At 44.9% G+C, this 22,675-nt stretch carries 17 protein-coding genes and 2 pseudogenes; 10 read left to right on the top strand and 9 right to left on the bottom strand.

From position 1 onward, the window contains the following. Positions 1–21 precede the first annotated feature (21 nt). Together P4S59_RS07345 and P4S59_RS07340 are read left to right on the top strand one after the other, a co-directional pair. Positions 22–1,188, top strand: coding sequence for an ABC transporter permease (locus P4S59_RS07345; RefSeq protein WP_337168161.1), 1,167 nt, complete (start codon positions 22–24; stop codon positions 1,186–1,188). After that, the gene (locus P4S59_RS07340; RefSeq protein ID WP_258685033.1) at positions 1,185–2,336 is read left to right on the top strand and encodes an ABC transporter permease; all 1,152 of its coding nucleotides are present in this window, start codon (positions 1,185–1,187) and stop codon (positions 2,334–2,336) included. Before P4S59_RS07345 ends, P4S59_RS07340 begins: the two co-directional genes overlap by 4 nt. Positions 2,337–2,442: 106 nt before the next feature. Here P4S59_RS07340 and istB read toward each other — a convergent pair whose 3' ends face one another. Together istB and istA are read right to left on the bottom strand one after the other, a co-directional pair. Continuing rightward, entirely contained in the window at positions 2,443–3,183 is a 741-nt protein-coding gene (gene istB / locus P4S59_RS07335) for an IS21-like element ISVch3 family helper ATPase IstB (RefSeq protein WP_238131037.1), read from the bottom strand. A 10-nt stretch (positions 3,184–3,193) separates the two neighbouring features. Continuing rightward, a complete protein-coding gene (istA, locus tag P4S59_RS07330; protein WP_337167981.1) occupies positions 3,194–4,726 on the bottom strand; it encodes an IS21 family transposase in 1,533 nt (510 codons plus the stop codon). A 588-nt stretch (positions 4,727–5,314) separates the two neighbouring features. On the opposite strand from istA, the pseudogene P4S59_RS07325 reads away from it, so the two are divergent. Next, positions 5,315–6,216 (top strand): annotated as a pseudogene (locus tag P4S59_RS07325) (cytochrome-c peroxidase). Positions 6,217–6,469: 253 nt separating this feature from the next. Here P4S59_RS07325 and P4S59_RS07320 read toward each other — a convergent pair. The 7 genes from P4S59_RS07320 to P4S59_RS07290 form a co-directional block, all read right to left on the bottom strand. Continuing rightward, positions 6,470–7,891: an aspartate kinase gene (locus P4S59_RS07320; protein ID WP_005393366.1), complete on the bottom strand. Its 1,422-nt coding sequence runs from the start codon at positions 7,889–7,891 to the stop codon at positions 6,470–6,472. Positions 7,892–7,975: 84 nt separating this feature from the next. Then, entirely contained in the window at positions 7,976–8,362 is a 387-nt protein-coding gene (locus P4S59_RS07315) for an ectoine synthase (protein ID WP_005393369.1), read from the bottom strand. A 15-nt stretch (positions 8,363–8,377) separates the two neighbouring features. Beyond that, on the bottom strand, positions 8,378–9,643 hold the full coding sequence (gene ectB, locus P4S59_RS07310; protein ID WP_005393371.1) for a diaminobutyrate--2-oxoglutarate transaminase: 1,266 nt from the start codon (positions 9,641–9,643) through the stop codon (positions 8,378–8,380). A 34-nt stretch (positions 9,644–9,677) separates the two neighbouring features. Beyond that, complete coding sequence (gene ectA / locus P4S59_RS07305) at positions 9,678–10,211, bottom strand: diaminobutyrate acetyltransferase (RefSeq protein ID WP_005393379.1); 534 nt, start codon at positions 10,209–10,211, stop codon at positions 9,678–9,680. Between the two features lie 312 nt (positions 10,212–10,523). Next, positions 10,524–12,185, bottom strand: a complete 1,662-nt coding sequence (locus P4S59_RS07300) for a BCCT family transporter (RefSeq protein WP_337168160.1) — start codon at positions 12,183–12,185, stop codon at positions 10,524–10,526. 191 nt (positions 12,186–12,376) lie between these two features. Then, positions 12,377–13,123: a 3'-5' exonuclease gene (locus P4S59_RS07295; RefSeq protein WP_005393383.1), complete on the bottom strand. Its 747-nt coding sequence runs from the start codon at positions 13,121–13,123 to the stop codon at positions 12,377–12,379. Further along, a complete protein-coding gene (locus P4S59_RS07290; RefSeq protein WP_006741594.1) occupies positions 13,123–15,003 on the bottom strand; it encodes a DUF294 nucleotidyltransferase-like domain-containing protein in 1,881 nt (626 codons plus the stop codon). The genes P4S59_RS07295 and P4S59_RS07290 overlap by 1 nt, the downstream gene beginning before the upstream one ends. Before the next feature lie 438 nt (positions 15,004–15,441). Here P4S59_RS07290 and proV point away from each other — a divergent pair, with 438 nt between their 5' ends. The 7 genes and pseudogenes from proV (at position 15,442) to P4S59_RS07255 (ending at position 22,664) form a co-directional block, all read left to right on the top strand. After that, the gene (proV, locus tag P4S59_RS07285; RefSeq protein WP_005393388.1) at positions 15,442–16,629 is read left to right on the top strand and encodes a glycine betaine/L-proline ABC transporter ATP-binding protein ProV; all 1,188 of its coding nucleotides are present in this window, start codon (positions 15,442–15,444) and stop codon (positions 16,627–16,629) included. Between the two features lie 4 nt (positions 16,630–16,633). Further along, positions 16,634–17,725, top strand: coding sequence for a glycine betaine/L-proline ABC transporter permease ProW (gene proW, locus P4S59_RS07280; protein WP_005393390.1), 1,092 nt, complete (start codon positions 16,634–16,636; stop codon positions 17,723–17,725). Further along, a complete protein-coding gene (gene proX / locus P4S59_RS07275; RefSeq protein WP_005393392.1) occupies positions 17,718–18,725 on the top strand; it encodes a glycine betaine/L-proline ABC transporter substrate-binding protein ProX in 1,008 nt (335 codons plus the stop codon). The genes proW and proX overlap by 8 nt, the downstream gene beginning before the upstream one ends. 216 nt (positions 18,726–18,941) lie before the next feature. Beyond that, entirely contained in the window at positions 18,942–19,586 is a 645-nt protein-coding gene (locus P4S59_RS07270; protein ID WP_337168159.1) for a thermostable hemolysin, read from the top strand. 7 nt (positions 19,587–19,593) lie between these two features. Next, a pseudogene (locus tag P4S59_RS07265) lies at positions 19,594–21,152 on the top strand (AMP-binding protein). Positions 21,153–21,177: 25 nt separating this feature from the next. Continuing rightward, positions 21,178–21,861, top strand: coding sequence for a TenA family transcriptional regulator (locus tag P4S59_RS07260; RefSeq protein WP_337168158.1), 684 nt, complete (start codon positions 21,178–21,180; stop codon positions 21,859–21,861). 8 nt (positions 21,862–21,869) lie between these two features. Further along, positions 21,870–22,664, top strand: coding sequence for an SDR family oxidoreductase (locus tag P4S59_RS07255; RefSeq protein ID WP_337168157.1), 795 nt, complete (start codon positions 21,870–21,872; stop codon positions 22,662–22,664). Positions 22,665–22,675 lie beyond the last annotated feature (11 nt).

Below are 22,675 nucleotides of genomic sequence, written 5' to 3'. Positions count from 1 at the left end.
CACAACCACTAGGTTAATGCTATGACGATTAAGATTTCACAGCGGCATATCTTACGACGAGATAAGTGGTTGCTTTCGTGCCTTACTTGGATACCGATTTTGCTCGCAATGATGATTTGGGGAGTGTTCTCTGCGGGCATTGCCCGGGATCTGCCAATCGGTGTGGTTGATCTACAACATTCCCAACTTTCTCGAAAGCTCATTCAATCTTTGGATGCGTCGTCGAGTCTGGCTGTTAATTATCACTACACCAGTGCAAGCGAAGCAAAAAATGCGATGATTGAAGGCGATATCTACGCTTACGCGGTCATCCCATCTAAGTTCGATCAAGATATTCTCCAGCACCGCCAACCTCAACTCTCTGTCTTTTACAACAGTCAGTACATTTTGGTAGCGAAATTGATCAACTCTGCCGTTGCGCAAGCACAAGGCTATTTCGATGCTCAGGTTGAAGTAATGAGCAACTTGGCTAAAGGTAACACCACAACGTTAGCGGCGGCTGGACAGGCTGTACCCGTGTCGACACAAATAACCGCATTATTTAACCGTAACAATAACTACGCACAATTTTTGGTAACGGCTATCGTGCCAGCCATTTGGCAAATATGTATTGTAGTAAGCACTATTTTGATTCTTACCGCGCACTTTCGCATTTATGGTGGAAAGAATGGCTTTGCATTTTTGGGCAAAAAGCCATACGCCAAGCTAACTTCCCTATTAAGTCAGTACATTCCGGTCTTTATGGCGCAAGGTGCGTTGTTCTTGTATTGGTTTTATTCCGTGCTTGATTGGCCAATGGAAGGCAGTTTTTTGGTTATGCTATTAGCACAATTGGCGACGGTTATCGCCTGTATCATTATGGGGGCGTTGTTCTTCTTCTTGTCGATGGATCCTGCACGTGCGATGAGTTTTGCTGGCGCGTTTACGGCTCCAAGCTTCGCGTTCATGGGAATTACATTCCCAGTTTCTGACATGAACACGCTCGCTTATGCATGGCGTTCATTATTGCCGATTACCCATTACATTGAAGTTCAAGTGAGTCAAGCAAGCTATGGAGCATCGGCCGCACAATCTTTAAGCTCGCTATGGCCTATGATTGGCTACGTAGTGCCCCTGCTCGTTACCGCAGCCTTGATGGGTAAACATCGAGCAGCTTCATCAACACGCCAAGCGAAGGAGGCGGTATGACATTGTGGCAACTGATTAAAGCGGAACTTAAGGCCGTTCTAACCAATCCAGTCGTTACGTTGACCGTGTTTGGTGGTGTCGTATTTTACTCGTTTTTATACCCTTTGCCTTATGCACAACAAACGCCTCGTGAACAACCAATCGCGATTGTTAATTTAGATGGTAGTCAGACGAGTTTAAAGCTGGAGCGTATGGTTGATGCCACTCCACAAGTCAACGTAGTTACTCGACTTCATACGATTGCCGATGCAAAACAAGCATTTTTACAACGAGAGATCACCGGTTTTTTAGTCATACCAGAACACTTTTACAAAGACCTAATGCTAGGTAAAAGCCCGACTCTGGCCTACGCTGCGGACGCCTCGTATTTTCTCGTGTACGGAACCGTGGTAGAAGGATTGGCCCAAGCTGGAGGTACATTAGGGGCCCAAGTGAAAGTCAGTAAAATGGTGATAGATGGTGTGCCCATGAGTATGGCTAGCCATAATTACTCTGCTATTAAGCTTAATATGAAACCGACGTTCAACCCAACCATGGGTTACATCGAATACGTAGTGCCGGCAGTATTTGTTCTGATTTTACAACAAACGTTGATCATGGCGGTTGGATTACAAACGGGAACACAGCGTCATGGTCGTGGTTATTGGTCACAAGTATCAACGGGATCGCTGCTGCTTGTGAGAACGTTAGTATTTGTGGCAATTTATTATTTACTCGGCGCCTATTATTTTGGTTTTAGCTTTGAACGTTTAAGCGTAAACCATATCGCCAACGCGGGCGAACTACTGACCATGTTGTTCCCGTTCTTTTTAGGTTGTTGCGGACTAGGCTTCTGGCTAGGCTACTTATTACCTCGGCGTGAACTTGTCACCTTAGTCGTCTTAGTGAGCTCTATGCCGCTCATTTTCTTGGCGGGTTTTATTTGGCCGATTGAAGCCATTCCTGCTCCCCTACTATGGATTGCAGATTTAAGTCCAAGTACATGGGCGATCAAAGCTTTCTTAGCGCTAAACCAAATGGGGGCAACCTGGCAACAAGTCGCTCCACATTGGACGGCACTTTGGGCACTCACCGTGCTTTGGGGTAGCGTTGCGTACTGGATTGCTAAGCGCAATAACAAGCCAGTTGTAACAGAAAGTCTAAGTTGATTTCTCTCTACAGCTCAAAGAGATAGTTGCGTATTTCGGTGATTGCGAACGCTTGTTTCGGTTTATTCCGAACACCTTAACCAGCACTTTTTCTCTTTCCCTATTTTTACTCTAAGTGTTCGGATTGCGCCAGTTTTCTCATTGATTCTCCTCCCAGTTCTATTCGATGACTATTGTGAACTAGACGATCCATTAGAGCGTCAGCGACAGTGGCGTTGCCGATCATGTTGTACCATTCTTTTACTGGTAACTGGCTGATGACGATTGTGCTGCTGTTTTGGTAACGATCTTCAAGTACTTCTAACAAGTGACCAGCATGCTCTTGAGTCAGTTTTTCCATCCCCCAGTCGTCGAGGAGTAGTAAGCCTTTCTTAGCCAGCGACTGAAGTTGTTTTTGATAACTACCATCCAGACGACCTGCGGTCAGGTCATCGAGCAAGCGAGTTAATCGGTAGTATCTGACCGTTTGCTGTTGGTCGCAGGCGCTGGTTGCCAGTGCGCAACCAAGATACGTTTTACCTGCGCCTGTTGGGCCTGTGATCAAGATGTTCTGGTGCTTGTGCAGATAGCCACCCGTTAGCAGTTCGCTCATCTGCTTGCGGTTGAGGTTTCGTCCCTCCTTGTAAATAAGTTGGCTCGGCTGAGCATCCACTCTCAGCTTGGCTTGTCGTTTCAGGCGTTGGATTTTGGTTTGATTGCGATTCAAGATTTCACTTTCCAGAAGTAGGCTTAACCTCTCCTCGAAGTCCAGCTCTGCGTAGGTGGTCAGTTGCTCTTGTTGCTGCTCTAACGCTTTCGCCGCATGACTTAAGCGCAGGGTTTTGAGTTGGTCATTCAGTGCGTTCATATCCTTTCTCCTAGTGATAACAGTTCGGGCCACGAACATTGCTGTGAACAAGGTTCGGCGTATTCGCTTTATCTTTACTCAGGTGCCCCTCACGATTGTTCTTGAGTAGATTGTTGACGAAGGTGTAATTGGGTTTTGTCAGCATCAATGCATCTTTACAGGCTTGTTCTAGGCGCGACTCGCCATAGGTTTTACTCAGATTGAGCAGCCCAAGACAGGAACGATAGGCCTGCTCTGGATGAGGTTTGGCGTTCAGCATCTTATTGACGACTTCTCGGGTGGCTGGGCCGATATTGGCTCCCCAGTTGAGCAAGCGTCCAGGCGACCACTTTTGATGTTGATGGTTACTCGGCATGTGCTCTGGTTGAGTGCTGTTTCCACGTTCCCTTTGGCTGCGTGGATGTTGAGCGATCAAGTTACCTTGGTGGTAGATCTGCACCAGACGGTTGGAGGCTTCCAGCTCGACATGGTGGCCAACCAGTTGATGGGGAACCGAGTAGTAGTGACGGCGATATTCGATGTGATAATCAGGCCCAACTTTGGCTCGCTTGGTTTCGGTATAGAGATATCGCTGTTTAGGAAGGGGCTTTAACGCGGGTTTATCGAGTTTGTCGAACAGTGCTTTGCGGCTCGCACCATACTGCTTCATCTCACGTTCGTTTAAGTCATTCATAAGCTCACGGATGGCGAGGTTCAGCTCTTTAAAGGTATGGAAGGTTTGATGGCGAAGTCGCATCATGATCCAACGTTCCACTAGGAGGACGGCATTTTCTGCTTTGGCTTTGTCTTTCGGTTTGTAGGGGCGAGCTGGCATCACGGCAGTTTGATAATGATTTGCCAGTTTTTGATAGCTTTCATTAAGCCTCGGTTCATAACGGTTAGGTTTGCTGACCGCGCTGCGTAGATTATCGGGAACCAAGAGATGGGGGACGCCACCGAAGTGCTCGAAGGCATTGGCATGCGCCTCTAACCAGTAAGACTTCCCTTGGCTGGGGAAGGCTTCCACATAGGTGTAGTTGGACGCGCCTAAGCTTGCTACGAACACTTCTGCTTCGCGCACTTCACCTGTATCAGGGTTGACCACTTGAAGCCGAGGCCCACAGTAATCGATAAACAGCTTATCACCTGCAACATGGAGCTGACGCATACTGCGCTTTTGGGTTTTGAACCAACGAGTGAAGTGCTCGCAGAACTGAGTGTAAGCGTAAGCTTGCTCTTGATATTGCTCATGGTACTCCTGCCACAATAACATCTTTGTCATGCCTTTACGTTTGAGTTCGACAGCGTACTGAGCGAAGTCTGGCATAACCTTGTCTCGACTGGCTTGCTTCGAATGATATAGGGCTTTGGTAAGGTCCGTATCACTGCAACCTTCTGGGAGAGGCCAGCCTATCTGACTTTGCTTAAAGCGAGCGACAAGCTCTGAGACTGTTGCAAGGCTGACATTGAGACAACTAGCAATACTACGGTAGGACAACCCACACTCGTACTTAAGGCGTAATATCTCTTTGATTTTGTTCATTGGAGTTCTCTTTTTAGCCATTGTCGCTTCCTTACGTTCTTGTTTAAGAAGTAAAGAATAGCGAGCTATTGATTTAAAAGAGAAAAAGGAAGGATTTCGGGCATTCCGAACGCGGTTTTCGCTATTCCGAACGCTGATTTCGGAGTTCGCTTAAAAGTGTTCGGATAATCGCGGAATGTACGTTCGGATTAAACCGAAATAGGTGTTCGGGTCATACCGAAATGGCTGTTCGGAATGCTCCGAAATACGCAATAGTCACAAATCAAAAACCTGATGGACGATCTGAGGGGCGAAGTATCGCCCCTTTTTTGTATTTGAGCACCTCACAATCTCAGATTGAAATTAACTTTAATCAAGGATTCAGCCGATAAATAACTCTAAGCGCCCGTAACAAGTTTGCAGCAGATTTATAACCAATAATCACAAAAGCCCGCACCAGCTTAACGTGCAAAAATCAACCACCTTTATTAACATCGTTTTTTGCAGTTTATCGAATAATACCTTTCCTATACCGTAATGTTCGAGCGTACCAATAGCTGTTTTATCAGCGTTTTCATAAGAAGTACGACGCTCTAGTGAAAGTCGAAAATCGCGTTAAAGGAAGTTATTATGAAAAGTCTTATCTCAGTGAGTGTTTTATCTATATTGTCTTTCGGTGCCCATGCTAAGCGTCAATCCAGTGAACCCATCAAGGTCATCGAACCCATTACTGAGATCGACTGTAAAAATATTGAATTGGGTAAAACGCTATGGTTTGAGCCTTGGCTGTCGACGTCGAACATCATTTCTTGTGACTCTTGCCATAACATCGCGAAAGGTAGTGTTGATAACTTATCAAGCTCAATTGGTTCCCAATGAACCATTGGCCCGATTAACTCACCTACGGTGTTTAATTCAGATTTGAATTTCGTGCAGTTTTGGAATGGACGAGCAAAAGATCCGCCATAGGGCCTGCGGCTTGCTGGTCGAAACTCTTCAATCTATCCCTCAATATCGCGAGTGGTTTCAGCAAATCCATGGAAGCGACAACATAACCATTGATAACGTAACCGATGCTATCGCGGCATTTGTACGCCAAACGCGCCATTTGATTTATGGTTGAAAGAGAACACACGGTGCGCTCACCAAAGCACAGGTTGAAGGCTATCAACTGTTTAAACCGCTTGTCATCGCAGACCATTAGCTAGTGGAAAAATGTATCAAAAAATAGGGTTGGTGAAGCCATTTGCCACAGACACCCCAAATGTTGACCGCAAAGCCATTAGTTCGTATTCAAAGTCCCATCCTTACGTAACGTAGAATTCACCTACCCGTACTTCCATGATGGCTCAGTTTGTAATCTTCAGGAGGCGGTAGAAATGCTAGCCGATCTGCAACTTGGTCAAAAGCTAACGAAAGAATAGTCCACCAAAATCACTGAATTCTTACGTTCTCTAACAGGTGAGCAACCACGAATCACTTTACCCCACTTACCACCATCCACCCATGAAACTGCAAGGCCGAATATTTAAGATTTGCTCTATCTAATTGAAACTAATGGCATTCAGTAGGCAACATTTAAACGCTTTGTCTAACCAATATATGGAAAGGTACTGGTTCTTGGGGAATCTACAATCACCATCATCAAAGCATGTCCCTAATAGTCGAAAGACCTTCTAGAGCCGCAGAATGGATTTATTGCAAACCTATCACTTTCTTGCTCTTTTTTAGTGGCAACTAGCCATGAAGAGGGAAGCCCCCCTTCATGGCTAGACAAAAAATAAACTAAGCCACATTAACCGATTTAGTTAAACTATTGCTCTGAAAGAACTCATCATGCAACGCACAAATCGCACGCTGATATTCTTTATCACCCACTACGAACTGAACGTTTACATTTCTCATTGATGAGTGAAGTGCAACTGGCGTTACGCCATTGTTCATCAAAGAAAGTACACCTTTCGCTAGTGTCTTGTTAGTGTCAATTTGAGAACCGATGGCTGAAATCAGCGCGACCATACGGCCTTTAATCGACGCATTCGGATAGCGTTTTTCAGCTTTATACAATACTTTGTTCAAGCTATCAGTACTGCCACCTAGATAGTAAGTAATAGAGTTCGCGTTCATCTCTTTACCAACTAAACTTACGCGAGCATCAGAGATAATTTCCATTAATTCGTAGCTAACGTTATCGGCTTTTCCCACCATCGCTTGGTCAAACAAATGCAGTGCGAACACCTTTTCTTTACCTGCGATAATTTCGACTTTGTCTTCTTCTGGGCGGTAACTTGAAGAGATCAAAGTGCCTTCGTGTTCAGGTTCAAATGTATTTTTAATCTGTAGCTCAATACCACTCTCACGTAAACCTGCGGCTGCATTTGGGTGAATCGCTTCCATGCCAAGGTTAGCAAGTTGGTCTGCTACATCATAGTTTGTACTACCAATTGGCAAAACTTTTTCAGGACCAACAACACGCGGGTCTGCAGAGCTCAAGTGATATTCTTTGTGAATTACCGCTAAATCCGCTTTTGTTATCGCTGCAATTCGGCTAAATGTCATCTCACTATAACCTCGGTCATAAGTGTGCATTAGGCCTTCCTTACAGTAAGCATAACCTGTAACGATTGGCAGTTCTTTTGACACATCGATATCAGCAAACGCATCACTGATCGATTCATCAAGGCTTCTTGGCGCTTGATTGTCCCAACCGGACAGGTCAACGAACTTAGCGTTAATACCCATATTTTTTAGTTTCAGTGCCGTGTTGTAAGCACTGTGCGCCTCACCAATAGACGACAGAAACTCTCGAATTTGAGGCAAATACTGACGTAGCGAAAACTGACCGTACTGACAAGTTTCTAAAATGTTCGCAATACAATTTTTCGCTTCAGCAATACGTGAGCGAATGAATTTATCTGCACGGATACGATTCATTGGGTCCGCGAAAATATTTTCATTTGTGAGCAGCATACGGCTTTCAACGTATGCTAACGCTTCTTCCCATTTGTCATCACGTTTCGCGATAAGCTGATAAACACCTGGCTTACTGGTTTTTTTACATTCGAGTAGCGCGTCGGTCATACCGCCGTATGCAGAGACGACAAAGATACGATTGTATGGCGATTTAGGACGAAGAATAATGTTGTCGAGAACAGCATCAAATGCTGTCATTGATGTACCGCCGATTTTTTCTACGGTAAATGTCATGATAAGCCTTTTTTGATTGGTAACTTTAAAAGAAAAAAGAAGAGATAGTTGATCGTGGGGTGACAAGCACCCCACCTCTATCTTTTAGTCAACGAGAGGATAAACACCGTTTTCATCGTGCACTTCAGCGCCGGTAATTGGTGGGTTGAATACGCACGCCATTACCATTTCTTTATTCTTATAAGCTCTCAAGTAGTGCTCATCGTGTTTATCAAGGATGTATAACGTACCCGGTTTAATCGGATAAGTTTCTCCACCAACGACTTCAATTTCACCTTCACCGCTCATACAAAAAACCGATTCTAGGTGATTTTGATAGTGAATGTGTGTTTCAGTACCTTCATAAATCGTAGTGATGTGGAAAGAAAAACCCATGTTGTCATCTTTCAACAACATACGGACACTTTCCCAGTTATCTGAAACCACACGTCGCTCACTGTTGCGACACTCATCGAGTGTTCTGACGATCATAATTAATAATCCTTATTAAGATGCTTGTTTGAAATGTTTCGCAGCAATGGTTTCCACTGCACTTTCAAAGATGCTTAGTCCTTGGTCTAGTTCTGACTCGCTAATCGTAAGTGGGCAGAAGAACTTAACGACTTCGTCGTCAGGGCCAGCTGTCTCAATTACCATTCCGTTTTCGAAACAGTTTTTCGCGATTTCAGATGCCATATCACCGTTGATACACTCAATACCAACCATCATGCCGCGACCTTTTTTCTGCACAAACATTTGTGGGAAGCGACGAACGCAGCGATCAATAACAGCACTTACTTTGTCTGAACACTGCTTGATGTGTGTTTCAAAGTCATCATTTGCCCAATAAATTTCTAATGCTTTCGCCGCGGTAATAAATGCATGGTTGTTGCCACGGAACGTGCCGTTATGCTCACCTGGCTTCCACTGGTCTAGCTCTGGTTTAAGTAGAACGACGGCCATTGGCAAACCGTAACCACCGATCGATTTCGATAGCGTCACGATATCTGGTTGAATACCTGACGGCTCAAAGCTAAAGAAAGTACCTGTACGTCCACAGCCAGCCTGAATGTCATCGACAATCACAAGAATGTCGTTGGCTTTACAGATTTTGCTCAAACGTTGTAACCACTCGTTTGAAGCAGCATTTAAACCACCCTCGCCCTGCACAGTTTCAAGAAGTACAGCGGCTGGTTTATCCATACCTGCAGAGTTGTCGTTTAGCATGGTTTCGAACAATGCTAGACCATCAACGCCAGCGTAACCTTCAAATGGAATACGAGTGACGTTACTTAAGCTAGAACCGTTACCTTGTCTGTGATGCTGGTTACCCGTTGCAGCCAGTGCGCCAGCTGTACAACCGTGGAAACCGTTGGTAAATGCAACGACGCTGTCGCGACCTTTTACTTTTTTCGCTAACTTAAGTGCTGCCTCAACGGCGTTAGTACCAGTTGGGCCAGTAAACTGGACTTTGTAGTCCAAGTTTCTTGGTTTAAGGATGTAAGTATCCAACGCTTCAAGAAACGATGCTTTCGCTTCTGAGTGCATATCCAAACCGTGAGTAATACCGTCCATCTCAATGTACTCAAGCAGTGCTTGCTTAAGTACTGGGTTGTTATGGCCGTAATTTAGAGATCCCGCTCCAGCAAGGAAGTCTAAGTATCGTTCACCTTGTTCTGTTTCCAGCCAGCAGCCTTTCGCTTTACGAAAAACGACTGGGAAATTGTTTGAATATGAGCGTACGTTGGATTCCTGCTTTTTGAAAATATCCATGATGAGACCGTTTTTAATTCCTATTGTTTGAGGATTATTTGAGAGGAATGCGATACAAATATTCTGTATCGTGTTTGCCTTTAAAGTGGGCTTCTTCATCCAAAAATGTGCTTACTTGGCCAGAGTTGCCGTTCATCGCATCTAACTTTTTGAACAATGCCCAAGAGGCTTTATTATCTTCCGTGATGGTAGTTTCTACCGATTTAACACCGCCCAATTCCTCTCGGGTGAGAAGTTCTTTCAACATGCGGAATGCTAAACCGTGACCTCTAAAGCGAGGTGAGACTGCAACTTGCCAGACAAATAAAACGTCTTGCTCGTCTGGTTTCTGATAACCGGAAATGAAACCTGCGATTTCGCCTTTTTGCTCAACCAAAATACTGGTTTTGCTGAAATGCGTAGACTGTAGGAAATTGCAATAAGATGAGTTCATGTCCAATGGAGGACAGTCTGCAATTAAGCTGTAAATGTCGTCACCATCAGAGATTTTAGGCTCACGAAAAATCCATTTTTTACTTGAGTCTTCTCCAATCTCTGGATAAAGAACCCAAGGTGCTGATGTGATCATGTGGAAATACATATCCTTTGAGGTCTAATTAAATTTCCTTTTTATTATGGGCATCTCTCGCGACTAAAAATCAAATAATCCGCCTTTTTATCGATATTTTTGTGACAAACATCACAAAAATACACCATTTAACCAAATCTTAAAATAGTTCGAGGTCTAATTTATTAAAAAATCACTTAAAGAATAAGTATAAAAAACGAACAGAAAAAACAGTCCTCCATGGTCTTCATTTCTCAGCAAAAATTCAAAAATCAAAAAAAACGGCATGCTTTCGCATGCCGCTTTATTCAACTATTTAACTGCTGATGTTGGTTATTTCGATTTCTTCTTAGAAACCGCTTTTGGACGAGGTTCATCCATCAAGCCTTTTACTAGAGAAACCGTTGCAACAAGCAGAACAATCGTAAATGGTAGGCCTGTGGTCACGGCCATTGCTTGAGCTGCCGCTAGGCCACCACCAAGCATCAATGCAATCGCAACTAAGCCTTCAAACGTACACCAGAACACGCGTTGAGGCGTTGGCGCATCGACCTTACCGCCCGCAGCAATAGTATCAATAACCAGTGAGCCAGAGTCTGAAGAGGTAATGAAGAATACCACCACCAAAATAATACCGACGAAAGATGTAATTTCAGCTAGAGGCATCACATCTAACATGGCAAATAGTTTTAACGGTAATTCCGAGTTGAACACGGCTTCATAACCATCGCTCACGTATTGGCTTATAGCGTTACCACCAAAAGCGGTCATCCATAACACACAAACAGAAGAAGGGATAAGGATAACGCAAATAATGAACTCACGAACTGAACGACCACGAGATACACGCGCAATGAACATACCTACAAATGGTGACCAAGAAATCCACCAAGCCCAGTAGAATGCTGTCCAACCTTGAGAATAGTTTACGTCTTCTCGTCCAAATGGCATTGATAGGGCTGGAATATTAGCCACATATGACACTATATTTTCGAAGAAGCCCGTTAAAATCGCGATCGTCGGGCCGACAACAATAACAAAAAGCAGTAAAAGCGCAGCGAGACCCATGTTGATCTCAGATAAGATTTTCACGCCTTTGTCTAGTCCCGCAACAACTGAGATTAAAGCGAGTGCGGTGATGCCAATAATCAATAGTACCTGCGTAGTATTCGTCATTGGAACATCAAACAGGAAGTTCAAACCCGTTGCGGCTTGAGACGCACCGTAACCTAGAGACGTTGCCAGACCAAAAACTGTCGCGACAACGGCAAGAATGTCGATAATGTGACCAGTCCAACCCCATACACGCTCACCAAACAGTGGGTAAAAAATGGATCGCATGGTAAGTGGTAAGCCTTTGTTAAACGAGAAAATCGCCAAACCAAGAGCCAATAGCGCATAGATTGACCACGGATGAAGCGCCCAGTGGTAAATCGTCGCCGCCATGCCTAGTGCAGATGCAGCACTTGCATCGCCTTCTGCACCACCTAGAGGGGCCCAGTCAGTACGAACACCGTTCTCAACGTTCACGCCACCAATAGCAGAACTAAAATGAGACATAGGTTCTGATACACCAAAGAACACCAGACCGATACCCATACCTGCTGCAAAGAGCATTGCCAGCCAACCCGCATAGGAATAATCTGGCGTCGCTTCTGTACCGCCGATTCGTACCCGACCTAGCGGTGTAAAAATCAAACCAACACAGACAATGACAAAAATATTACCAGATGCGAGAAAGAACCAATCCAAATGGTGTAACAAACCCGCTCTTAGATCTGCGAAAAACGGCTCTACCTGTTCTCGAAATAATAGTGTTACTACAACAAATAGGATGATTGCTAAACCAGAAATTGCAAAAACACGGTTATGAATATCAAGGCCAAACGGGCCTACTTTTAACGCGACGTTATCCTGACCAATTTGATAGTCAGTGTCTATCGCGTTTACCTTTCCATCGGGGCGTTGAATGCCACCGTTATTATCGGTGCTCACGGATAATCTCCTTAAAAATACGTGACCAAATTTAAATTACTTTCGTCGGAGTTTGAGTGATGAAACCTCCCATCACTACCAAGCACATGTTCAAAAAACATAGTTCTTATAAGCGGTTACTCAGTCCGCCATCATAATCGCAAAGCCCCCTACCTTTCATTGCATTTTATTGTCTTCATCATAAACAACGCTTATTGCCAAATCGAAGAGATTGGCATGCTTCGATTAAAATGATATTGCAACTGTGCTTGAAACAGTTCAGCAGTTGCCAGCGCATCGGTCAAAGCATGATGAGGTTGATAAGCAGGAAGGCGATACCTTTCACGAGCATGCCCCAGCCTGACAGAGCCTGGCTTCTTACCTTTTAACTTATTGAATAGGCCACTGCATTCACGGCGCTGTATCGCGTGTTCAATGTCTAGCGTATCGACAACGGGAAACTGTATCCCCTCCCCAATGCTATTTAGCAACGCGTTATTAAAAAACTGCCTTTCGATATTTTTATAATGAACAAGCACAACTTTGCCTGACAGCGCATCCAATATTTCCCCTAAAATGTGGGTTAGTTGGGGCGCGTTTTTGACTTCAGAATCAGTGATGCCATGAATCACAACTGACTCTTCGTTTAACTCACGATTAGGGTTAACAACCCAATGCGCAGAGCCACTACATTGAACACGATCAATGGTAAACGGCACAAGTCCAATCGTGAGAATTGCATCCTCTTCCGCATTCAAACCTGTCGTTTCAAAATCTACCGAGACAAATGGCACTTCCTCAATTGGTGTTTCCCCATTAACCATCGGTGTCGAGTAATAACGTTTGAGCCTCTCGTCTCTTGCTTCTTTCGCGAGCTGTTTGAATAACGTTGACCACTCTGGCGTCCGAGACGTATCCAACAACGGCTGATCTTTTGCTGCATTTTTTGAGAACCACATTATTTGCTACTTCTCTGGTATCGGAACTTGATGAAGTTCTGTGCATTACTAAGGATTTGGAAAGCAGCTTTTAAGTTTCGGCGCTCAAACTCTGACATGTTCTCTGGCTCAATGTTGTTATCTGGTTCATCTCCATTTTCGATATCGAGTGCTTGATGACGAATTCGAACCATGTAGATCAATTCCATTGCATCCCTCAAGTCCATTCCTCGACCTTTAGGTAAAATGCCCGCATCATTGATATCGTCTAAACGGTCAAACGAGTTTTGCGAACGGGAACCAATTGCCAATGAATGTACTCGAATCAAATCTGCCAATGGCGCAGTACCTCTTCTTTTCAAGTTAATAGAATTGCGGTGACGACCATCTTTCTCCATAACAAAATCTTTGAAGAAGCCCAATGGCGGTGTACGACGTATCGCGTTGTAAGCCATACATGCAAGGAAGCGGTTGTTTCTTTTCGCGCGCCTAACAATAAAGCTGCTTAATTGTTCCGCCCACTTCACTCGCCCATGAACACCTAATAAATCAAAAAAGATATTACTGTTTAACAACCTTTCAGGAGTTGGGTTATCTATCCAGTTGCCAAAGCACTCCTCCCACTCCGCTCGGGTTTTTCGCCACTCTGGATTGGTTGCCATAATGTCGCCAGTACAGTAAGCATAGCCGCATGCTGCTAAACCATCACAAACAAATTTGGCAAACTTTTCAAAGTACTCCCCGTGCATCTCAACATCATAACTGTTGTCGAGAATAAGGGCGTTGTCTTGGTCCGTTACAATTAACTGCTCATCCCTGGCCATCGATCCCATAGCGACCAAACAATACGGAATTGGCGCAGGGCCAAGCTCTTGCTCTGCTAATTCAGCCAAACGCTGTTTAAAGCTACTACCAATGACCGACATGGCTCGACCAATCATATGAGCGTTGGCATCTTCATTCACCATTCGCACAAAACAGTCTTTCACTTGTTCAGAAACTTGCTTGAGATCTTCAACGCTGGTTTGTTGGAAGATAGAGCTAACTAGCAGCAAGCTGTTTTGAGATTCATAACGGACAATATCCGTCATGCCAATAATTCCTATCGGCTTTTTATCTTTTAAAATTGGGAGATGGTGCACGTTGTAGCGCAACATGGTTAACATGGCTTCAAAGACATAAGCGTTGTAATCCAGAGACACCACGTCATAACTCATGACCTCACTCACTGGAATATTGGTATCAATGCCCTGAGCCAATACGCGAATGCATAGATCGCGATCAGTCAATATTCCAAGTAGTTGTTCATCATCTTCTTCTGTGAGTTCTTCTGCTGGGCGAACAATAAGCAAAGAAGTGACATTTTCCTCCGCCATCAGTATCGCGGCTTCTTGAATCGATGCCGTCGCCTCCAACGTTACCGGATCTCTCGCTAAGATCTTACGTGCCTTGGCAGTGGTAAAGTCATTGCTTTCTGAGCGGCTGGATATTGCGCTTCGCAAACGCGCGCTGTCTTCCAGTTCCATGTAGTCAGCAAAGTTTTCAAACTCGTCACAAAGCTCGTTGAAAATATCCTCCGGAATACAGTAAACCAAGGTGTCTTCTATCGCTTTGGCAGGCATACGCACACGGTTGTTCATTAACAACCCCATCTGTCCAAACAGTCCACCAGCGTCAATCCTGTTATAGAGTTCGCCTTTACGTCGGTAGATCTCCACAGCGCCGCTTCTCACCATATATAAGTCGCGGATCGTGTCTCCAAAATTGAGTATCTCTGTGCCTTGCCGAAAGTATGCAACCTCGGCATTTAGAGCGATCTTTTTTAACTGCTCTTCGGGTAGATCATCGAAAGGTGGGTACTGACTAATGAAGTTGAGCACTTCTAACTGTTCGGCTTCCATCTTTTATTCCATACGTTGCCTAAACTACAGCGATAAATATCACCAAGATTGAAATCAATCAATGAATAAATCTAAGAATAACAACACCTAACCCAGTTCGCAGAATAAAACTCCAATCAAAAATTAGAGCTCTAACGTTTTTAAATATAGACCTCTAATCTATTTCTCCTTATAGCTATGCAGGTGGGCTGAGTTGAAATGTACTAAAAACTTCAAAATAAATTCAAACCAATGTCATGGAAAAGTTACGCAAAGACAAGACCAACCGTAAGTATCTATTTTAATTAATAAAAATACCATTTAGCCACACCTACTTAATTGTTCATTGTATGCACATAAAACTCAGTTAACCGAACCCCATTCGTTGAAAGTTGAACTAAAATTAATTAGAGTACAAATCGTTAAACAGTTATAAACACACAAAAAAGGACAGATAACATGGATCCCATACTGGAAGTTAAGGGACTGTATAAAGTGTTTGGAGAAGACCCAGAAAGAGCCTTCTCGCTTATCGAAAAAGGTATCGATAAGGACGGTATTTTTGAACAGACAGGTTTAACAGTCGGCGTAAACGATGTATCTCTCACCATTAACGAAGGTGAAATTTTCGTAATCATGGGGCTTTCTGGTTCGGGAAAATCTACTCTCGTTCGACTCCTAAACCGACTCATTGAGCCAACGAAAGGCAGTGTTTATCTAAAAGGGAAAGATATTGCCCATATCTCTGAAGACGAACTTCGAGAAGTTCGTCGCAACAATATCTCAATGGTGTTTCAAAGTTTCGCACTTATGCCTCACATGACGGTGATCGAAAACGCTGCATTCGGTTTAGAACTTGCTGGCATTGATGTTAATGAACGTCAGAAAAGTGCCCTTTCCGCCTTGGAAAGAGTTGGCTTAGACCCTTATGCAGAATCTTTCCCTGACGAGTTATCCGGTGGTATGAAACAGCGCGTGGGTCTAGCAAGGGCATTGGCTTGTGACCCAGACATTCTATTAATGGACGAGGCGTTTTCCGCTTTAGACCCATTAATCCGTTCTGAGATGCAGGATGAGCTTATTCGTCTACAAAACGATGACAAACGCACAATTGTCTTCATCTCTCATGATTTGGACGAAGCAATGCGTATTGGTGATCGTATCGCCATCATGCAAAACGGTGAGGTTGTTCAGGTTGGCACACCTGATGAAATATTGCACAGCCCAGCAAATGATTATGTCGAAGCGTTTTTCCGCGGCGTAAACATCGCAAGTGTCTTGACAGCAAAAGATATCGCTCGCAAGAAGCCAGCCGCCGTCTTTAAGAAATCGGAAAATGATGGCCCAGGCTCAGCGATGCAGATTCTGATGGATCATGACCGTGATTACGGCATTGTCGTCGATAAATCTAGCCGATATTCCGGCATCGTGTCTCTTGACTCACTACGTTTGGCTCACAAAGAAAACCGCTCTCTAGCCAGTGCTCAATTGACGGATGAAGTCACTCTTCAGCCAGAGCAGTCAATCAATGACATTTTGGGGCTAGTTGCAGGCGTTCCTTATGCCGTACCTGTCGTTGATGAGCAAGGTACTTACTTTGGTGTCGTGACTAAATCACGTCTTCTACAAACACTAGATAAGGATTAACACGATGTCTTCAGAGCAAACTAACAATGATCCCTGGTCGAATACCGCTCCTGCACAAGATGATCCTTGGTCACAAGGTGTAGGTGCTGACGCTGCCCCAAGTAATGACTGGTTAAGCTCAGAAACTGTAGAGCAAGCGCCATTCGACATTATGAACCCATTCCAAGATGCGGTTCTACCACTTGATAGCTGGGTAGAATCGGGATTGAACTGGTTGGTGGAACATGGTCGCCCTGTTTTCCAAGCAATTCGAGTTCCAATCGACTTTATTCTTACCTCGTTTGAAACTGCTTTGGTGTCCACACCTGCGCCCATCATGGTGCTCATTTTATTTTTGCTGGCGTGGCAGTTTTCCAATGTAAAACTCGGTTTTTCAACGCTTGTATCCCTTGTTTTTATCGGCCTAATTGGTGCTTGGTCACAGGCGATGACAACGCTCGCACTGGTTTTAACCGCCGTCTTCTTCTGTTTGCTTATCGGGCTACCGATGGGGATATGGTTGGCGAGAAGCCAAACCGCAGCCAAATTTGTTAGACCAATACTCGATGCAATGCAAACGACCCCCGCGTTCGTTTATCTAGTGCCAATCGTTATGCTATTCGGTATTGGTAACGTTCCTGGCGTTGTAGTAACCATCATTTTCGCACTGCCTCCCGTTGTGCGCCTGACTATTTTAGGGATTCAGCAAGTACCTGAAGAGCTGATCGAAGCGGGCCACTCTTTCGGGGCAAACAAAAAACAGATGCTTTACCGCATCCAATTACCATTGGCGTTACCAACGATTATGGCAGGGGTAAACCAAACCTTGATGCTTTCACTTTCTATGGTCGTGATCGCTTCAATGATTGCGGTTGGCGGCTTGGGCCAAATGGTACTTCGTGGTATCGGCCGACTTGATATGGGTCTTGCTGCCGTCGGTGGCTTAGGCATCGTAATTCTTGCCATTTTATTAGACCGTATTACCCAAGTATTAGGGGTTAATGCGGGTAACACCAAGCTTCGCTGGTATCACACAGGTCCTGTTTCATACCTATTAAAACTGAAAACAAAGACGAACCAAGACGATCTAAAACTTAGGAGAAACATCAATGAATAATTCATGGAAGAAAGCGCTCTCTGTTGGAGCTCTAAGTACTATCGCATTTTCAACTTATGGTGTGGCAAGCGAACTACCGGGTGAAGGTGTGACTGTTCAGCCAGTTCAATCAACCGTTGCAGAGGAAACGTTTCAAACATTGATCGTAAACCGTGCACTTGAAGAGCTTGGTTACGATGTAAAACCGACTAAAGAAGTCGATTACAACGTAGGCTATACCTCTATTGCTAAAGGCGACGCCACTTTCTTAGCTGTAGGTTGGTTCCCTCTTCACGCCGATAAGTACACGATGTCTGGCGGTGATGATAAGTTTTTCCGCAAAGGTCAATATGTAAGTGGTGCTGCTCAAGGTTACTTGATCGATAAAAAAACCGCTGAAAAATATGGCATCACAAATATTGGTCAATTAAAAGATCCAAAACTGGCCAAGCTTTTCGATGCCAACGGTGACGGTAAAGCGGACTTAACAGGTTGTAACCCAGGTTGGGGTTGTGAAATGGTCGTTGAGCATCAGTTGGATGCATTCAAGCTTCGTGACACAGTAACGCACAACCAAGGTAACTACGCTGCGATTATCGCTGACACGATTTCTCGTTACAAAAAAGGCGATCCGATTCTTTACTACACTTGGACACCTTACTGGGTAAGTGGCGTCTTAGTTCCGGGTAAAGATGTTGTTTGGTTAGAAGTGCCATTCTCTTCACTTCCTGGTGAGCGTAAGGACATCGACACAACACTAGAGAACGGTAAGAACTACGGCTTTGAGATGAACTCTATGCGCATCGTTGCGAACAAAGAGTTTACTGAAAAGAACCCAGCAGCAGCGAAGCTGTTTGAAATCATCAAGCTAAACATCAATGATGTTAGTGCGCAGAATATGATGATGAGCCAAGGTAAGAACAGCTCAGCAGACATCGAGTCTCATGTAAATGGCTGGATCAAAGCGAACCAGAAGAAGTTCGACGCATGGGTAGACGAAGCTAAAAAAGCAGCCATGTAACCGACACGACCATTAAAATACGTGACACCTAACTGTAGAGCCAACCGATCACATCGGTTGGCTCTAATTTTATTCACCGTAGTAAAAAGGGTTACAACAATATTGAGCCCTGCTCCTAAGTATTTTCTTAAAGTTTCTACTTAATTTCATTCCTTAAGAGTTTCTTAAGTTTCGCGTTTTATTTTGTTGATAACCAATCAAACAAAGGAAGCGCTCATGAAACACCATGCACAAATTTCTGCAGATGGCTTTACTTTAGACATCATCTATCCAATGCATCCGCTTTGGAGCCAAGTTATCGAGCATGTTTCTCAGCGTTATCAAGATGCATTCTTTGCCGAGCTCAAACAGTTTATGCCGGCGTATTTAACCCTCATTGACGGCGGTCAAATTATTTCCGTATGCGGCTTTCGCATCGCCGAAGATGAACCTTTGTTCCTTGAACAGTATTTAGAAGACGACGCCCAAAAGCTGGTTTCTAACGTATTTAGCTGCGACGTAAAACGTTCGAACTTAGTGGAGTTTGGTCACTTGGCATCTTTCGCTAAGGGCATGTCATCTCTGCACTTCTACCTCATCGCAGAAATGCTGGTCAACCTCGGTTTTGAATGGTGCATCTTCACCGCGACAGACCCACTTCACGCCATGATAGCGCGCTTAGGATTGGAGCCTCATATCATCGCGCAGGCAGATCAAAACAAAGTCCCCGATGCCGAGTCCACTTGGGGGGCGTACTACGAACATCAACCGCGTGTGTTAGCAGGCAATTTGCAAAAAGGACTAGAGCGTCTTCGATTAGTCCAAGAAAGAAACCGCAAACACAACCAGAACAACTTGGTTAAACACCACGCCAGAATATAGGTGACGTATGAATATTCTCCTCGATGCCATTACAAAATGGGCAAAAACGACACCAGACCGAGTAGCACTTGTCGGCTACGAAGCGAATCAAACCGTTGAACTGACTTACTCTGAATTGTTAAACAAGATCGAACTCGTTGCCGCCGAGCTTATTGCACAGAACATCAAAGCACTCGCGCTACGCGCAGAAAACAGCATCGATTGGGCCATTGTTGATTTGGCGGCGATGGCGGCAGACATAGTCGTCGTACCTATTCCGACTTTTTTCTCTGATGCACAAGTTGAACATACGTTAGAGCAATCAGGCGTCGATGCTTTAGTTGGCGATTGGCAAGCATGGTTGGCTTCTCATCCTAAGCAAAGCTTTAACCAGCAAGACCATCCGTTTTCCATTGCAAATTTGCCTTTGCTGCGTCGTAACCAGTTGGGAGATGAAGATACACAGGTAGCTTATCTACCAGGAACCGGAAAAATCACATTTACGTCTGGCTCGACTGGTCAGCCTAAAGGCGTGTATTTAAGCAATGATCATTTGTGTTTGGTGGCGAAGTCGCTCGCCGGTGCAGTAAACAGCGCGGCGCACTCGCACTTAGTGCTGCTTCCGTTATCGACGCTTCTCGAAAACATAACCGGTGTTTATGTACCACTCATGTTGGGCGTGACGTCATATATTTTACCCGGAGAGCAAACCGGCCTACTCGGTTCAAGCCAATTCGAACCGCGTTTGTTTGCACAAGCATTAGTGACCATCAAACCAGAAAGCTTAGTGCTAACACCAGCTTTATTGCTTGCGCTCATTCACATCGCGAAACAGCAGCCCTCTCTTGTGGATTCTCTAAAATTTGTCGCCGTTGGCGGCGCAAGAGTGTCGTCGCAACTGATTAACACCGCGCATGCGCTGAACATCCCTGCGTTTGAAGGTTATGGCTTGTCTGAATGTGGCTCCGTCGTTTGTTTGAATACACCAGCCACATTTAAAGCAGGAACGTGTGGCAAACCGCTTCCCACGCTCAGATTCGTATCGCGGAAGATGGTGAACTGCTCGTCAAAGACAACGTTGCTCTTGGTTATTTGAATGAACCGTTTACTCAAGAATGGTTAGCGACTGGCGACTTAGCCCAAATTGACGCACAAGGTTTTGTCACTCTCTCGGGGCGCAAGAAAAACCTTATCGTCACCGCGTATGGCAGAAATATCTCACCGGAGTGGATTGAATCAGAAGCGTTGGCGTTTTTGCCGATGACGCCACTAATCGTTACGGGCGATAGCCAACAAACATTATGCGCTGTCATTGCCAATAGCGAAGACGTCGAAGCAAAGGTTCATACATTAAACCAAACCCTACCCGATTACGCTCAAATCCGAACCTTATTGCTGCTGGACAACCCACGAGCCATCTCTGGTTGGTACACGGATAACGGCAAGCTCAAACGAAATCAAATCGAACATGATGTGGCTCAGTTATTAGCAAGCACAACGCCTGAATTAACGCTGCAAGCGCAAAAGATCCAACGCATCGATTTGCCCTTCCAGCAACACATTACGTCTTTCCAAACTGCATCTTAGTTAACGGCTTCTTAAGGAGAAGGTTATGACTTTATTTTTCGAACAACTCAAACAAAGCACTACCGCTGCTCAACAAGCAATGTTAACTGCGCCAGTCATCGCAGACGTTCAACAAGGCAACATTTCCAAAGATATGTATATCGCCTTTCTAACCCAAGCTTACCATCACGTTAAGCACACTGTTCCCTTGCTGATGGCGTGTGGAGGCCGACTACCTGGCGCATACGAATGGGTACGAGATGCCATTGCCGAGTACATCGAGGAAGAGAAAGGCCATCAAGAATGGATTTTAAATGACATCAAAGCGTGCGGCGGCGATGCCGAAGCAGTGCGCAACAACAAAGATGTAGGTCAAGTAGGAGCACCGATTGAACTGATGGTTTCCTACCTTTACCACAACATTGACCGCCACAACCCACTCGCGCTGTTTGGCATGGTGTGGGTATTAGAAGGCACCAGCGTCGGCATTGGTGGCCAAATGGCTGAAAAAATCCAGTCAACGCTAAGCCTACCGCCTTCGGCAATGACTTACCTAGTTTCACACAGCGTGTTAGACCAAGATCATCTGCAATTTTTTGAATCACTGATGAACAAAATCACCAAAGTGGAAGATCAACAAGTCATCATCGACTCCGCAAAAATGGTGTTCGCATTGTACGGACAAATGCTGCGTTCTTTGCCTTCTTTCTCAACCCAACAAGCGGCGTGAGGTGAAGCATGATCATTAACAACAGCACCATTCTCTTGACAGGCGCAACAGGCGGAATTGGGCAAGCCATCGCGCAAGAGTTAGCAAAACGCGGTGCCAGCCTCATTCTTGTTGGGCGAAACGAAGAGAGCTTGCAAACACTACAGCGTGAACTGTCGAATCCAGAGCGCCATAACCTAGTCGTTGCAGACATCACCTCATCAGAAGGATTAACTGCGATTAAAGCTCGAGCGCGCCAACATCAAAAAGTGGACGCACTAATTAACAATGCGGGCAGCAACGATTTCTCGTTGTTAAGCCACAAACGACCAACGCAGATTGCAGACGATATCCAACTCAATCTCGTTGCGCCGATGCTGCTGTGCCAATCGGCGTTGACGTGGTTAAAACAGCCTGGGGTAATTCTCAATATTGGTTCCACATTCGGCTCAATTGGCTACCCTGGCTATACCTCCTATTGCGCGGCAAAAGCGGGGTTGCACCGTTTTACCGAATCGCTCGACAGAGAACTGTTCGCAACCGGAATCCGTGCGCTGTATTTGGCACCAAGAGCGACAGAAACCTCACTCAATAGCGATGCCGTCAATGAAATGAATCGACAGCTAGGTAACAAAACGGACTCGCCGCAAGTTGTTGCCGATCACGTTGTCACCATGTTGGAAAAAGAAATTTCCGCGAAATGGATTGGTTGGCCAGAGAAGCTTTTTGCACGCATCAATCAGCTGCTTCCAAGCACGGTTTCTTCTGCGATTCGTAAGCAACAAGAAACCATTCACCAGTACGTAAACCGAGTCAGTCACTGAAGAGGACATGG

The organism is Vibrio sp. M60_M70 (assembly GCF_037162085.1).
Taxonomy (GTDB): domain Bacteria; phylum Pseudomonadota; class Gammaproteobacteria; order Enterobacterales; family Vibrionaceae; genus Vibrio; species Vibrio diabolicus.
The sequence above is the reverse complement of the archived record's forward strand: the minus strand, read 5'-3'. Positions and strand labels throughout refer to the sequence as shown.